At 70.8% G+C, this 13,243-nt stretch carries 15 protein-coding genes and 1 pseudogene; 8 read left to right on the top strand and 8 right to left on the bottom strand.

Annotated features, from left to right (window positions below; all coding sequences use genetic code 11):
- Positions 1-25: 25 nt before the first annotated feature.
- Positions 26-315, top strand: a pseudogene (locus AB0937_RS15415) (IS982 family transposase); the annotation flags it as partial.
- A 77-nt stretch (positions 316-392) separates the two neighbouring features.
- Here AB0937_RS15415 and AB0937_RS15410 read toward each other — a convergent pair.
- A complete protein-coding gene (locus AB0937_RS15410) occupies positions 393-2,063 on the bottom strand; it encodes a fumarate hydratase (RefSeq protein WP_366712080.1) in 1,671 nt (556 codons plus the stop codon).
- 166 nt (positions 2,064-2,229) lie between these two features.
- On the opposite strand from AB0937_RS15410, the gene AB0937_RS15405 reads away from it, so the two are divergent.
- Positions 2,230-2,946 carry a DUF1707 domain-containing protein gene (locus AB0937_RS15405; RefSeq protein ID WP_366712078.1) on the top strand — a complete coding sequence of 239 codons (717 nt, stop codon included), beginning with the start codon at positions 2,230-2,232 and terminating at the stop codon, positions 2,944-2,946.
- Between the two features lie 114 nt (positions 2,947-3,060).
- A complete protein-coding gene (locus AB0937_RS15400; protein ID WP_366712076.1) occupies positions 3,061-3,438 on the top strand; it encodes a WhiB family transcriptional regulator in 378 nt (125 codons plus the stop codon).
- Between the two features lie 130 nt (positions 3,439-3,568).
- On the opposite strand, the gene glpX is transcribed toward AB0937_RS15400, so the two are convergent.
- The gene (gene glpX, locus AB0937_RS15395) at positions 3,569-4,603 is read right to left on the bottom strand and encodes a class II fructose-bisphosphatase (protein ID WP_366712074.1); all 1,035 of its coding nucleotides are present in this window, start codon (positions 4,601-4,603) and stop codon (positions 3,569-3,571) included.
- A gap of 127 nt (positions 4,604-4,730) precedes the next feature.
- On the opposite strand from glpX, the gene AB0937_RS15390 reads away from it, so the two are divergent.
- Entirely contained in the window at positions 4,731-5,255 is a 525-nt protein-coding gene (locus tag AB0937_RS15390) for a DUF4245 domain-containing protein (RefSeq protein WP_366712072.1), read from the top strand.
- Between the two features lie 67 nt (positions 5,256-5,322).
- Here AB0937_RS15390 and AB0937_RS15385 read toward each other — a convergent pair whose 3' ends face one another.
- The 3 genes from AB0937_RS15385 to xseA all read right to left on the bottom strand — a co-directional run bounded on the left by AB0937_RS15385 (position 5,323) and on the right by xseA (position 7,497).
- Positions 5,323-5,913 (bottom strand): malonic semialdehyde reductase, encoded by a 591-nt coding sequence (locus AB0937_RS15385; protein WP_366712070.1) that lies wholly within the window; start codon positions 5,911-5,913, stop codon positions 5,323-5,325.
- A gap of 120 nt (positions 5,914-6,033) precedes the next feature.
- Positions 6,034-6,279, bottom strand: a complete 246-nt coding sequence (locus tag AB0937_RS15380; RefSeq protein WP_366712068.1) for an exodeoxyribonuclease VII small subunit — start codon at positions 6,277-6,279, stop codon at positions 6,034-6,036.
- Positions 6,280-6,288: 9 nt separating this feature from the next.
- Entirely contained in the window at positions 6,289-7,497 is a 1,209-nt protein-coding gene (gene xseA / locus AB0937_RS15375) for an exodeoxyribonuclease VII large subunit (RefSeq protein ID WP_366712066.1), read from the bottom strand.
- A gap of 351 nt (positions 7,498-7,848) precedes the next feature.
- On the opposite strand from xseA, the gene AB0937_RS15370 reads away from it, so the two are divergent.
- On the top strand, positions 7,849-8,874 hold the full coding sequence (locus AB0937_RS15370; protein ID WP_366712065.1) for a 4-hydroxy-3-methylbut-2-enyl diphosphate reductase: 1,026 nt from the start codon (positions 7,849-7,851) through the stop codon (positions 8,872-8,874).
- 68 nt (positions 8,875-8,942) lie between these two features.
- A complete protein-coding gene (ppgK, locus tag AB0937_RS15365) occupies positions 8,943-9,692 on the top strand; it encodes a polyphosphate--glucose phosphotransferase (protein WP_366712064.1) in 750 nt (249 codons plus the stop codon).
- Between the two features lie 173 nt (positions 9,693-9,865).
- Here ppgK and AB0937_RS15360 read toward each other — a convergent pair whose 3' ends face one another.
- On the bottom strand, positions 9,866-10,462 hold the full coding sequence (locus AB0937_RS15360) for a DUF6542 domain-containing protein (RefSeq protein ID WP_366712062.1): 597 nt from the start codon (positions 10,460-10,462) through the stop codon (positions 9,866-9,868).
- A 190-nt stretch (positions 10,463-10,652) separates the two neighbouring features.
- Between AB0937_RS15360 and ychF the strand changes: the two genes are divergently transcribed.
- Positions 10,653-11,741, top strand: coding sequence for a redox-regulated ATPase YchF (gene ychF, locus AB0937_RS15355; RefSeq protein WP_366712060.1), 1,089 nt, complete (start codon positions 10,653-10,655; stop codon positions 11,739-11,741).
- 181 nt (positions 11,742-11,922) lie between these two features.
- Positions 11,923-12,297: a hypothetical protein gene (locus AB0937_RS15350; protein WP_366712058.1), complete on the top strand. Its 375-nt coding sequence runs from the start codon at positions 11,923-11,925 to the stop codon at positions 12,295-12,297.
- A 33-nt stretch (positions 12,298-12,330) separates the two neighbouring features.
- On the opposite strand, the gene AB0937_RS15345 is transcribed toward AB0937_RS15350, so the two are convergent.
- Together AB0937_RS15345 and AB0937_RS15340 are read right to left on the bottom strand one after the other, a co-directional pair.
- On the bottom strand, positions 12,331-12,621 hold the full coding sequence (locus tag AB0937_RS15345) for a hypothetical protein (protein ID WP_366712057.1): 291 nt from the start codon (positions 12,619-12,621) through the stop codon (positions 12,331-12,333).
- Positions 12,621-13,223, bottom strand: a complete 603-nt coding sequence (locus AB0937_RS15340) for a class F sortase (RefSeq protein ID WP_366712055.1) — start codon at positions 13,221-13,223, stop codon at positions 12,621-12,623. The genes AB0937_RS15345 and AB0937_RS15340 overlap by 1 nt, the downstream gene beginning before the upstream one ends.
- Positions 13,224-13,243: the final 20 nt, after the last annotated feature.

Here is a 13,243-nt window from a genome sequence, read left to right as displayed (position 1 = left end):
CGTCCACCCTGTCACGGTTGCCCGGACGCCTGTGGAGTGCGTCCGCTCGCGTCCGACGGTGAAGCGGTCAGACATGGCCGGTCGGGCCGGATACGGGTACTGCGCCCGCAGGCCCCGGTTCTTCCGGGGCCTGCGGGCGTTCCTGGTCTGCACCCCGACCGGGATGCCCACCCGGGAGTGCGATCAGCTGATCGAGTCGGTCGACGGCACCCTCAGGGCCGGCTCGACCTGGAACAGCACGGCGGGCGAACCTTCGAGGGCGTCGCCGTCCGCGTCGGCCAACGCGTCCTCGCGATGGCCGACGCGATCTGGCACCCCCACAAGACCCACCAGCAGGTCACACGATCACCGATCGCCTGCGACCACTGGTCATTCGGAACAACTCGTCCAGGTCAGGCCAGGCCCGGACCCCGGACCGGGATCGACGTGAAGGTCGGCTGCGGCGCCGGGTCCTGGAAGAAGTCGTTGCCCTTGTCGTCGACGACGATGAAGGCCGGGAAGTCCTCCACCTCGATCTTCCAGACGGCCTCCATGCCGAGCTCCTCGTACTCGACGACCTCGACCTTCTTGATGCAGTCCTGGGCCAGGCGCGCGGCCGGGCCACCGATGGAGCCGAGGTAGAAGCCACCGTGGGCGTCGCAGGCGTCGGTGACCTGCTTGCTGCGGTTGCCCTTGGCCAGCATCACCTTGGAGCCGCCCGCCGCCTGGAACTGCTCCACATAGGAGTCCATCCGGCCGGCCGTGGTCGGGCCGAAGGAGCCCGACGCGTAGCCCTCGGGCGTCTTGGCCGGACCCGCGTAGTACACCGGGTGGTCCTTCAGGTACTGCGGCATCTCCTCGCCCGCGTCCAGCCGCTCCTTGATCTTGGCGTGCGCGATGTCACGCGCCACGACCAGCGGGCCGGTCAGGGACAGACGGGTCTTCACCGGGTACTTGGTGAGCTCCGCGAGGATCGTCTCCATCGGCTGGTTCAGGTCGATCTTCACGACGTCGCCGCTCTCGTCGAGCTGCTCGTCGGTCGTCTCCGGCAGGAACCGCGCCGGGTCCGTCTCCAGCTGCTCCAGGAAGACGCCCTCGGCGGTGATCTTCGCGACGGCCTGGCGGTCTGCGGAGCAGGAGACCGCGATGGCCACCGGGCAGGACGCCCCGTGCCGGGGCAGGCGCACCACGCGCACGTCGTGGCAGAAGTACTTGCCGCCGAACTGCGCGCCGATGCCGATCTTCTGCGTCAGCTCGAAGACCTTCTGCTCCAGCTCCTTGTCCCGGAAGCCGTGCCCCAGCTCCGAGCCCTCGGCGGGGATCTCGTCCAGGTAGTGCGCGGAGGCGTACTTGGCGGTCTTCAGCGCGTACTCGGCGGACGTGCCGCCGACCACGATCGCCAGGTGGTACGGCGGGCAGGCCGCCGTGCCCAGCGAGCGGATCTTCTCCTCCAGGAACCTCATCATGGAGGACTCGTTCAGGACGGCCTTCGTCTCCTGGTACAGGAAGGACTTGTTGGCCGAGCCGCCGCCCTTGGCCATGAACAGGAACTTGTAGGCGCCGCCGTCGGCCGCGTACAGCTCGATCTGCGCGGGGAGGTTGGAGCCGGTGTTCTTCTCGTCCCACATGGTGAGCGGGGCCATCTGCGAGTAGCGCAGATTGAGGTTCTGGTAGGCGTCGTAGATGCCGCGGCTCAGGGCCTCCTCGTCACGGCCCTGCGTGAGCACGTTCTGCCCGCGCTTGCCCATGACGATCGCCGTGCCGGTGTCCTGGCACATGGGGAGGACGCCCGCCGCCGCGATGTTCGCGTTCTTCAGCAGGTCCAGCGCCACGAACTTGTCGTTGCCGGAGGCCTCGGGGTCGTCGATGATCCGGCGCAGCTGCGCGAGGTGGGCCGGGCGCAGGTAGTGCTGGATGTCGTGGATGGCCTCCTCGGCGAGCTTGCGCAGCGCCTCCGGCTCCACCTTCAGGAAGGTCCGCCCGTCCGGCCCCTCGACCGTGGAGACACCCTCGGAGGTCACCAGCCGGTAGGGCGTGGTGTCCTCTCCCTGGGGGAGCAGATCGGTGTACGCGAACTCAGGCATCTCAGCCCATTCCTCACTCGACGGACGGCGGCCCGCCTCCGTTGGCGAGCGCCAACCAGCGTAGAACCTGCCGCCGACGGCGAGCTTGTGAGGTAAGGCTCAGTTCGTCACACCCGTCCGGGACGCAGGGGTGTCGCGATCTATCGTGTTTGGGTACGCTGCTGCCGTGGACCTTCAGAAGCAGGACCTCCAGAAGCCGGACCCACGGCAGCCGGGCCCGCCCGCCGTCTCCGAGCTGCGCGCCTCCGACGCCGAGCGCGACCGCATCGCCGACATCCTGCACGACGCCCTGGCCGAGGGCCGCCTCACCGCGGACGAGCACGCCGAGCGGGTCGAGGGGGTGCTGCGCGCCAAGACCGTCGGCGAGCTGGAGGTCTTCATACGGGACCTGCCCGCGGCCCATCGCCGGGGCACCGGCCCCGTCCACCCCGCGGCCCCCCGGCGTCCCACCGCGGGCGCCATCCCGATCGACCCTGACGACAACGTGGTCGCGGTGTTCAGCAGCGCCGCCCGCAAGGGCCGCTGGCGCGCGGGCCGCCGTATCCACGCCTACGCGATCTTCGGCAGTGTCGAGATAGACCTCAGCGAGGCCCTCTTCGATCACCAGCAGGTCGTCGTCAAGTCGTTCGCGATCTTCGGCAGCGTCGACATCCGCGTCCCGGAGAACGTGTCGCTGCGCGGCATGGGCGGCGGCGTCCTCGGCAGCTTCGAGGTGGCCACGCTCGACTCGGGCGAACCGGAGGCCCCCGTCGTCTACGTGGACGGCTGGGCCGTCCTGGGCAGCGTCGAAGCGCGGCCGAGGCGGGGCAAGGTCGTCGCGGACATCCTGGACCGGGTGCAGCGCAAGGCCGACCGGAGTTTGCGCAAACATCTGGGGCATTGACAGTCGCGAATCCCCCGAATCCGGCGGTTCGGAACTCAGTGCATAGGCGCGCGCACAGCGGGTAGGCCTTGCTGCATCGTCTCTCGCTCGCGAAGCCGTCGTCAGGAGTAGACCGTGCTGCAACCGCCGCATTCGTCCGTGCAGGTAGCTGCCGTTCCGGCCCCGCGGGTGCCAGCGCGAGACAGGGACCAGGACGCCCCGTGGCACACCGAGGCGGTGTGCCGGCGTGACGAGGCCGGCCTGTTCTTCGCCCCCTCCAAGGAGCCGACCGCCGCGAGGCTGTCCCGGGAGGAAGCGGCGAAGCGGGTCTGCGCCCGCTGTCCCGTGATGGTCGAGTGCCGCGAGCACGCCCTGCTCCAGCCCGAGCCCTACGGCGTCTGGGGCGGCCTCACCGCCGCGGAGCGCCGCGTGGTCCTGGCCCGGCGCCGCCGCCGCGAGATGGAGCTGAAGAAGACGGCCCGCCCGGCGGACCGGATAGCCGCGGCCGGCTGACGGCCGAGCAGCACGAAGAGGGCGTCCCCACCGCACCGGGGACGCCCTTTCGTTCCGTCGGCCTGCCCTGGGGTCGCGAGCTGCACGACAGACGTACGCGCCGCGACCCGCACCCCCGGGCCGAGCGGCGCTACTTGCCCTTGTCGAAGTCGATCGCGCTGTACGCCCGCAGCTTGCTCAGCCGGTGCTCCGAATCGATCCTGCGCACCGTGCCCGACCGCGAACGCATCACGATCGAGTCGGTCGTCGCGGTCTCCGCCCGGTAGCGAACCCCCCGCAGCAGCTCGCCGTCCGTGATGCCGGTCGCCACGAAGAACACGTTCTCGCCGGTGACGAGGTCCTCCGTCGTCAGCACGCGGTCGAGGTCGTGCCCCGCGTCGATCGCCCGCTGCCGCTCCTCGTCGTCCTTGGGCCACAGCTTGCCCTGGATCGTGCCGCCCAGGCACTTCACCGCGCACGCCGAGATGATGCCCTCGGGCGTACCGCCGACGCCGAGCAGCAGATCGACCCCGGTGCCCTCCCGCAGCGCCAGGATCGAGCCGGCCACGTCGCCGTCGGAGATCAGCTTGATGCGCGCACCGGTGTCCCGGATCTCCTTGATGATGCCCTCGTGCCGCGGCCGGTCCAGGATCACCACCGTCACGTCCTCCGGCGCGGACCGCTTCGCCCTGGCGACCCGGCGGATGTTCACCGCCACCGGGGCGTTGATGTCGACGAAGTCGGCCGCCTCCGGTCCGGTGACGAGCTTGTCCATGTAGAAGACGGCGGACGGGTCGAACATGGACCCGCGCTCGGCGGCGGCCAGCACCGCGATCGCGTTCGTCATGCCCTTCGCGGTCAGCGTGGTGCCGTCGATCGGGTCGACGGCGATGTCGCACTCGGGGCCGGTCCCGTCTCCCACGCGCTCCCCGTTGAACAGCATCGGGGCTTCGTCCTTCTCGCCCTCGCCGATGACGACGACGCCGTTCATCGAGACGGTGGAGACGAGGGTCCGCATGGCACGCACCGCGGCACCGTCGGCGCCGTTCTTGTCACCCCGTCCGACCCAACGGCCCGCGGCCATCGCCGCCGCCTCGGTGACCCGGACGAGCTCCAGGGCGAGGTTGCGGTCGGGGGCCTCGGAGGGCACATCGAGTTCGGACGGCAAATGATGATGCTCGGTCATCGGAGCGCACCTTTCTGTACGGCGACGGCCGGATGAGGGTGTTGTCGCCCGACTCTATCCCCGAGTCGCCAAATTGAGCAGGGGCCCCCACGGATGAGCGCCGCAGGGACCTGCGACGATAGGGGACGTGGCACGCGAGAACGGCAAGCAGAAGACGGCGCGGGACATGATCCTCTCCATGGGGGTCATCATCCTGGTGGCGGGCTTCGTGTACCTCTTCATCCCGCACGACGACAGCCCTCCCGACGTCAAGGCCGTCGACTACCGGGTCGAGCTGCTCACGGCACGCCGCGCCGCCTCCTACCCGGTGGCCGCGCCCCAGGGGCTGCCCGACGCGTGGAAGGCCACCTCCGTCCGTTTCCGGGGCGACGAGTTCGACGCCTGGCACCTCGGCTTCCACGACCCCGAGGGTGAGTACGTGGCGGTCGAGCAGTCCACTCAGCGGCGCCCCGTCTTCCTGGACGAGGCGACACAGGGCGCTCATGAGACAGGCAGGACCCAGGAGATCGACGGGAAGACCTGGACCCGTTACGAGGGCGGCCGCTACGACGCCCTGGTCCTGGAGGGCGCCAAGGGCTCGACGACGGTCGTGACGGGCACCGCGTCGTTCGCGCAGCTGACGAAGATGGCCGAGGCGCTGGAAACGAAGTGAGCGCATGAGGAAGGCCCCCGGTGCTGTCGCCGGGGGGGGGCTTCCTCATGCGCGTCGCGGGTGCGGCTCAGACGGTCGTGACGACCTGGTCGAAGTCCAGGCGCGGGGAGCGCGGGTGCCAGGCGTCCGGGCCCGGGCGGCCGATGTTGACGACCATCAGCGGGGTGTGGTCGTCGTCCAGGAACTCCTTGCGGACACCCTCGAAGTCGAAGCCGGTCATCGGGCCGGCGGCGAGACCGGCGGCACGGACGCCGACGATGAAGTAGGCGGCCTGGAGGGCGGCGTTCAGCGCGGCGGCGTTCTCGCGGACCGGGCGCTCGGTGAAGAAGACGTCCTTGATCTGCGGCGCGGCCGGGAACAGGTGCGGCAGCTCCTCGTGGAACTCGTTGTCCGCGGAGAGGATCGCCACCAGCGGGGCGCTCGCGGTCTTGGGCCGGTTGCCTTCGGCCATGTGCGCCACCAGGCGCTCGCGGGCCTCGGGGGAGCGGACCAGGGTGATGCGCAGCGGGGTCTGGTTGAAGGCGGTCGGGCCGTACTTGACCAGGTCGTAGATCGCCTGCACCTGCTCGTCGGTCACCGGCTCGTCGGTGAAGGTGCTGGCGCTGCGGGCCTCACGGAACAGAAGGTCCTGGGCTGCGGGGTCAAGAACGAGGGACATGGATGCACTTTCTCGCGACTGTCGATCCGGATCACCGGCTGACGTCCCGACCGTACGCGAATGAAGTTCAACGTTCAATCAATGAAGGGGTGTCGTGCATCACGAACCGAACGCCCCTGGTCACTCCGCGTCCGCGCCCTCCGCGGTCTCCTCCGCCAGCGCCGCGTCCAGCCGCGCCCGGGCCCCGTCCAGCCAGCGCCGGCACACCTTGGCCAGCTCCTCGCCCCGCTCCCACAGCGCGAGGGACTCCTCCAGCGTCGTACCGCCCGCCTCCAGACGCCGGACGACCTCGATCAGCTCGTCCCGCGCCTGCTCGTACCCGAGCGCCTCGCTCGTGCCCGCTGTCTCGTCAACCTCGCTGGTCATCCACCCACCCTATGTGTCCACTCGTACGGAGAACTCACCCTCGGAGACCCGCGCCCGCAGGGGCTCGCCGGGCGCCACCTCGCCCGGGTCGCGGACGGCGTGCCCGTCCGCCTTCTGCAGCACGGCGTACCCGCGCTTCAGGGTCGCGGCGGGGGAGAGCGCCACCACCCGCGCGTGCGTGTGGGCCAGCTCCGAGTCCGCCCGGTCGAGCTGGTGCCGCAGGCAGCGCCGGCCCCGGTCGAGCAGGTCCGCCACCTGTTCGGCCCGCACGTCGATCATCCGGTGCGGGTCCTCTATCGACGGCCGCGCCAGCGCGTGCGCCAGCCCGCGCTCCTCGCGCTCCACCAGCGCCGCGACGCACCGCCGCGCCCGGTTCCGCAGCAGCCGCACCCGCTCCAGCTCCTCGCCGACGTCCGGCACGACCTTCTTGGCCGCGTCGGTCGGCGTGGACGCGCGCAGGTCGGCGACCTGGTCCAGCAGCGGGTTGTCCGGTTCGTGCCCGATGGCGGACACCACCGGCGTACGGCACTGCGCGACCGTACGGATCAGCTGCTCGTCGGAGAACGGCAACAGGTCCTCCACGCTGCCGCCGCCCCGCGCGACGATGATCACGTCCACGTCGTCGATCGCGTCGAGCTCCTTGACGGCCTGCACGACCTGCGGCACGGCGTGCACGCCCTGCACGGCGACGTTGCGCACCTCGAAGCGCACGGCGGGCCAGCGGTGCCGGGCGTTCTCCAGCACGTCCCGCTCGGCGGCCGAGGCCCGACCGCAGACCAGCCCGATCAGCTGCGGCAGGAACGGCAGCGGCTTCTTGCGCTCCGGCGCGAACAGGCCCTCGCGCGCCAGGGCCTTCTTCAGCTGCTCCAGCCGCGCGAGCAGTTCACCGACCCCGACGGGCCGTATCTCGGCGGCCCGCAGCGACAGCTGGCCCCGCGGGGCGTACCACTCGGGCTTCGCGAGGACGACGACCCGGGCACCCTCGCTCACCACGTCCGCGACGGCGTCGAACACCTGCCGGTAGCAGGTGACGCCGACGGAGATGTCGTAGGAGGGGTCCCGCAGTGTCAGGAACACCACACCGGCGCCCGGCCGCCGCGACAACTGCGTGATCTGCCCCTCGACCCACACCGCGCCGAGCCGGTCGATCCAGCCCCCGATGAGCCGCGACACCTCACCGACGGGCAGCGGTGCTTCCGGAGTCGTGTTCACAGCCATGCCCGCGAGGGTAGTGGGCGCCGCCGACAACGCGGCTCAGCCACCCTGCCGACACCGGCACCGCCTCACGGCGCCGGCGACACGCCGGCCGTCCCTCCCGCACCACCGGCACGAGCGTGCCCAACACGCCCACCAGGGCCGTCGGCGCGATGAACACGCTCCGTGGACGAGCGGGTCACGGAAGCCGGGACCGCGCCGCAGCGCGCGTTCCCCTGCGGCCTCGGAGGCCGCCGTCCCCGTCTCGGACGCCGTGCCTCCGCCCCCGCCGTACGCCACTCGCGTCACGCCACGTCGGTCTTCCCTGGGACGGTGCACCCACGCGATCTTCGACCCGCCGAACGCGGCCTTACGATGGGACGCATGTCTGCTTCGCCTGGCCGCCGTGTCCTGCTCGCCGCCCCCCGTGGCTACTGCGCGGGTGTGGACCGCGCCGTGATCGCCGTCGAGAAAGCCCTGGAGCAGTACGGCGCTCCGGTGTACGTCCGGCACGAGATCGTCCACAACAAGTACGTCGTGCAGACCCTGGAGAAGAAGGGCGCCGTCTTCGTCGAGCGGACGGAGGAGGTGCCCCCGGGGAACATCGTGATGTTCTCCGCGCACGGCGTGGCCCCCGTCGTCCACGAGGAGGCCAAGCAGGGCCGCCTCGCCACCATCGACGCCACCTGCCCGCTCGTCACCAAGGTCCACAAGGAAGCCGTCCGCTTCGCGAACGAGGACTACGACATCCTCCTGATCGGCCACGAGGGTCACGAGGAGGTCATCGGCACCTCCGGCGAGGCCCCCGACCACATCCAGCTCGTCGACGGGCCGGGCGACGTGGCGAAGGTCGAGGTCCGTGACCCCTCCAAGGTCGTCTGGCTCTCCCAGACCACGCTGTCCGTCGACGAGACCATGGAGACCGTCGACGCCCTGAAGGACAAGTTCCCGCAGCTCATCTCCCCGCCCAGCGACGACATCTGCTACGCCACGCAGAACCGTCAGCTGGCCGTGAAGCAGATGGGCGCCGAGTCGGACCTCGTCATCGTGGTCGGCTCGCGCAACTCCTCCAACTCCAAGCGGCTCGTCGAGGTCGCCAAGATCGCGGGGGCCCGCGAGGCCTACCTCGTGGACTTCGCCGACGAGATCGACGAGGCCTGGCTGGAGGGCGTGAGCACGGTCGGTGTCACCTCCGGCGCCTCCGTCCCGGAGGTCCTGGTCGAGCAGGTCCTGGAGTTCCTCTCCCGGCGCGGCTTCGAGGACGTCGAGATCGTCAAGGCGGCCGAGGAGTCCATCACGTTCTCCCTGCCCAAGGAGCTGCGGCGCGACCTGCGCGAGGAGGCAGCCGCCCTGGCCGCCGAGCGCGGCGGCGCCGGGACCGGTGAAAATTCCGGGGAGTGATCGGGGACGGGCCGGGCAGCACCGCCGTCCGGCCTGTGACTGTCAGTCGTTCGTCGTAACGTAGGGCCATGCAGATCTTCGGAGTGGACATCGGCGGATCCGGGATCAAGGGTGCGCCGGTGGATCTGGACAAGGGCGACCTGGCGCAGGAGCGCCACAAGGTTTTCACCCCCCACCCGGCCACGCCCGACGCGGTGGCCGACGGCGTCAAGCAGGTCGTCGACCACTTCGGCTGGACGGGCCCGGTCGGAGTGACCTTCCCGGGTGTGGTCACCGACGGAGCCACGATCCGCACGGCGGCCAACGTCGACGACAGCTGGATCGACACCGACGCCCGCGCGCTGCTCGGCGAGCGGCTGGGCGGGCTCCCGGTGACGGTGGTCAACGACGCGGACGCGGCGGGCGTGGCCGAGATGCACTTCGGCGCCGGCCGCGACCGCCGGGGCACGGTGATCCTGCTGACCCTCGGCACCGGCATCGGCAGCGCGGTCTTCGCCGACGGCGTCCTCGTGGCCAACACCGAGCTGGGCCACCTGGAGCTCGACGGGCACGACGCGGAGAAGCGGGCCTCCAGCAAGGCGCGTGAGGACCACGACATGACGTGGGAGCACTGGGCCGTGCACCGCGTGCGCAAGTACCTCGCCCACGTCGAGATGCTCTTCTCGCCGGAGCTGTTCATCCTCGGCGGCGGGGTCAGCCGCAAGTCCCACAAGTTCCTGCCCTACATCGAGGGCATCAAGGCCGAGATCGTCCCGGCGCAGCTGCAGAACAACGCGGGGATCGTGGGGGCGGCGATGCGGGCGGCGGAGCACTACTAGGGCCGCGGCACTAGGGTCCGTCGTTCGGATCACGCCGCGGACGCGAGGGCCGGCACCGGACAGCACCGTCACCTTCCTGCGGCCTGCCAGACGACAGACCCTGGGCCGGGCCGTCTCGGACCGAGCGGGGTGAGACCGGCGGCCGGGCGCGGTCGTCCGTCGCCGGTGCGGGGTCAGAGAGGCGGCCGTCCGCCGGCCGTCCGTCGCCGCCGGCGCACCACGCCGATCCGGCGGACGATCACGATCAGCCCGGTGATCAGCGTCCCTCCGTACAGCCAGCCCGCCTGCGTGGCGAGTGCCGTCACCAGGCCCATCAGGGTGCCGCCGGTCCCTGCCTCGTCGTCGGCCACCGGGATGAGCCCCGCGGCGAACCCGATGGGCACCACCACGGGCGCCGTCATCAGGTCCCCCGGGCGCACCCAGAGGGCGGTCAGCGCGCACACCGGCAGGAACAGCACGCCGTAGGCCGTCAGGGACGCCCCGAACAGCGCGGCGCACAGCGCGCCCAGCAGGAACATCGCCGCCGTGCAGAACAGCCCGCTGCCCAGCCCGGTCAGCCGGGGGTTCGGCAGCCCCGCGACGGCGGGTGACGGTGCGGTCGCGGGCCGCCGTACCGGCGCCGGGCGGCGCCGGGGCCCGGGTGGCCGTGCAGCACGCACGGGCTCACCCCCCGCCCCCCGCCCCGCCTGGGACGGCACGGGTTGGCGGGGCGGCCTGGGCCGGTCCCGTCGCGGTCCGTACTCGGGAGATCGCGTCCTGTATTGCTCCACCGCACCAACTTAGGTCGTTCAATATGCCGAATAGGCCGACTGACACGCCGTCGGCCGATGCTTGGCCAAGCGTTCGATACGTCGCCGGGACGGTTCCGGACACGCCGTAGACTGGTGGATCGGCCGGTCCCCTGGCCCTCCACTCACGGAAACCCGGCCCCCTGGCCCTCCAATCACGGGAAGTCGCAACGTGTCGCTCACGATCGGAATCGTCGGTCTGCCGAATGTCGGCAAGTCGACCCTGTTCAACGCCCTGACCAAGAACGACGTGCTGGCGGCCAACTACCCGTTCGCCACCATCGAGCCGAACGTCGGCGTGGTCGGCGTCCCCGACCCGCGTCTCACCAAGCTGGCCGAGATCTTCTCCTCGCAGCGGGTGCTTCCGGCCACGGTCGACTTCGTCGACATCGCCGGCATCGTGCGCGGCGCGTCCGAGGGCGAGGGCCTCGGCAACAAGTTCCTCGCGAACATCCGCGAGTCCGACGCGATCTGCCAGGTCATCCGCGCCTTCAAGGACGAGAACGTCGTGCACGTGGACGGCAAGGTCTCGCCCAAGGACGACATCGAGACGATCAACACCGAGCTGATCCTCGCGGACCTGCAGACCATCGAGAAGGTCCTGCCGCGCCTCCAGAAGGAGTCGCGCATCAAGAAGGACATCGCGCCGAAGGTGAAGGCCGTCGAGGAGGCGAAGGAGATCCTGGAGAAGGGCGACACGCTGTTCTCCGCGGGCATCGTCCAGGGCTCCGGCAACGAGGAGCTCCTGCACGACCTGCACCTGCTCACCACCAAGCCGTTCCTCTACGTCTTCAACGTCGACGAGGACGAGCTGACCGACGACGACTTCAAGAACGAGCAGCGGGCCCTGGTCGCCCCGGCCGAGGCGATCTTCCTCAACGCCAAGCTGGAGGCGGACCTCGCCGAGCTCGACGAGGAGGAGGCGCTGGAACTCCTCCAGTCCGTCGGCCAGGAGGAGCCCGGCCTGGCGACCCTGGCCCACGTGGGCTTCCGCACCCTGGGGCTCCAGACGTACCTGACCGCAGGCCCCAAGGAATCCCGCGCCTGGACGATCAAGAAGGGCGCCACGGCCCCCGAGGCGGCCGGCGTCATCCACACCGACTTCCAGAAGGGCTTCATCAAGGCGGAGGTCATCTCCTTCGACGACCTGGTGGAGACGGGCTCGGTGGCGGAGGCCCGCGCGAAGGGCAAGGCGCGCATGGAGGGCAAGGAGTACGTGATGCAGGACGGGGACGTGGTGGAGTTCCGCTTCAACGTGTGACCGCTTCAGGCGGTGCGGGCCAGAAGGGGCCTGGCTCGGAAGAGCCGGCCCCTTCCGCGTATCCGGGAGAGTTCATCTGCAGATCAAGTTCACGCCCGACAGTCGCAGGGACATCGGGGCGGGCTACGCGCGGGCCTGGCAGGCCGGCCGAATCGACCTGGCCGCGCTCAGCGCGACGGACTTGCGCTATGGATTCTTCGAGTATCCGGTCGACTTCGTCGTGGGCGGGCACGCGTTCCTTTCGGCCGCTCGGCCCCCATTGACCGACATCATGTTCACTCTGGGGTACTCGCTGGAAGACTTGCGGTCCGTCGGGGCGGCGGAGATCGACTTCACGGAGAACAGCTACGTCATCCGGCTGAGACGCGCGGGCGACCAGGTGCAGTTCACCTCTACGCGCGGCGTTCCGATGCCGCATCCCAGCTGCTCGTTCGATGCGTACGCGGCCGAGGCCCGGGCATTCATCACCGGCGGTGTGGAGTATCTCGAACGTCGTCATCCGGCACTGGCCCGGAATCCGGCGATGACTTCACTGCGGGAACTGGCGGACATCTGACCGCGAGGTGTCGAGGCACGGGTGCGTGCCGCGTCACCCTTCCGGAGCGGCGTGGGAGCCGGGCCCCTCGTCGCCCCCTGCGGGTGGGGCGGGTTCCTGGGAGACCTCGCGGACGATGTGGTGCCAGACGTGGTCCGGGGGCGGGGTGGGCAGGTCCAGGGCCTTCGCGGTGCGGGCCGCTGTCACCAGGCGGTTCAGCACGCGGAGCTCGTCCCGGCAGCGGTCGCACTGTTCGACGTGACGCAGGGCCTCGGTGTCGGCCTCGGTCGGGGTGGCGTTGCGCAGCGCCAGTTCCACCAGGTGCGCGGGCTCTACGTGGGCCACTACGCCCTCCCGGACTCGACGGGTTCCGCCGTGACGACGAGGTTGGACAGGTAGCCGCCGCGCTCGGGGACGAACGGGGGCGCGCACGTGATGAGCGTGAGGACCGGGGCACCCGTGCGGCGGAACGCCGAGGGCGGCAACTCGTCCTTGGGCACCGTGACGCGTGCGAGGACGCGGTACCGCACCGGTTCCGCCCCGGCCCGCCGCACCTCCACGCGGTCCCCGCGGCGTACGTCGTACAGCCCGGCGAATTCGCCGATGGCCCCGGTGTCGCTGTCCACGTGGCCGACGAGCACCGCAGAACCCGAAGCGCTGCCGGGCGCCGGGCCGTAGCGGTACCAGCCGGCCACGGACGGGTCGTCGGGGACGGTCATGTCCCCCCGGTCCGTCACGCCGACCGGCGCGACCCGGGCGTCCACGCCCACGTCGGGCAGCAGGACGCGCCGGGGCGGCGGGGCCTGCGCCAGGAGAGGATCCTCCTCCGCCGCCGCGTCGGCCGTCCGCCCGGAGGGCGCGGTCGTGAAGCCGGGCGGAGGCGCGGCCGGCTGCGACGGCCGGTCCGGAAAACCGAGGACGGCTGCCAGAGCGGCAGCCGCCAGCATCGGTCCCGTAAGCCGTCGCG

The sequence above is a fragment of the Streptomyces sp. NPDC047880 genome (genome assembly GCF_040706515.1).
GTDB lineage: Bacteria > Actinomycetota > Actinomycetes > Streptomycetales > Streptomycetaceae > Streptomyces.
This window is presented reverse-complemented; position numbering and strand designations above follow the sequence as displayed.

Bases quoted from the DNA above. Each gene is read 5' to 3' on its own strand.
- AB0937_RS15410 (WP_366712080.1), bottom strand. From the start codon at position 2,063: ATGCCTGAGTTCGCGTACACCGATCTGCTCCCCCAGGGAGAGGACACC.
- xseA (WP_366712066.1), bottom strand. From the start codon at position 7,497: ATGGCTGTGAACACGACTCCGGAAGCACCGCTGCCCGTCGGTGAGGTG.
- AB0937_RS15385 (WP_366712070.1), bottom strand. From the start codon at position 5,913: ATGTCCCTCGTTCTTGACCCCGCAGCCCAGGACCTTCTGTTCCGTGAG.
- ppgK (WP_366712064.1), top strand. From the start codon at position 8,943: ATGCAGATCTTCGGAGTGGACATCGGCGGATCCGGGATCAAGGGTGCG.
- glpX (WP_366712074.1), bottom strand. From the start codon at position 4,603: ATGACCGAGCATCATCATTTGCCGTCCGAACTCGATGTGCCCTCCGAG.
- AB0937_RS15380 (WP_366712068.1), bottom strand. From the start codon at position 6,279: ATGACCAGCGAGGTTGACGAGACAGCGGGCACGAGCGAGGCGCTCGGG.
- AB0937_RS15370 (WP_366712065.1), top strand. From the start codon at position 7,849: ATGGGACGCATGTCTGCTTCGCCTGGCCGCCGTGTCCTGCTCGCCGCC.
- AB0937_RS15340 (WP_366712055.1), bottom strand. From the start codon at position 13,223: ATGCTGGCGGCTGCCGCTCTGGCAGCCGTCCTCGGTTTTCCGGACCGG.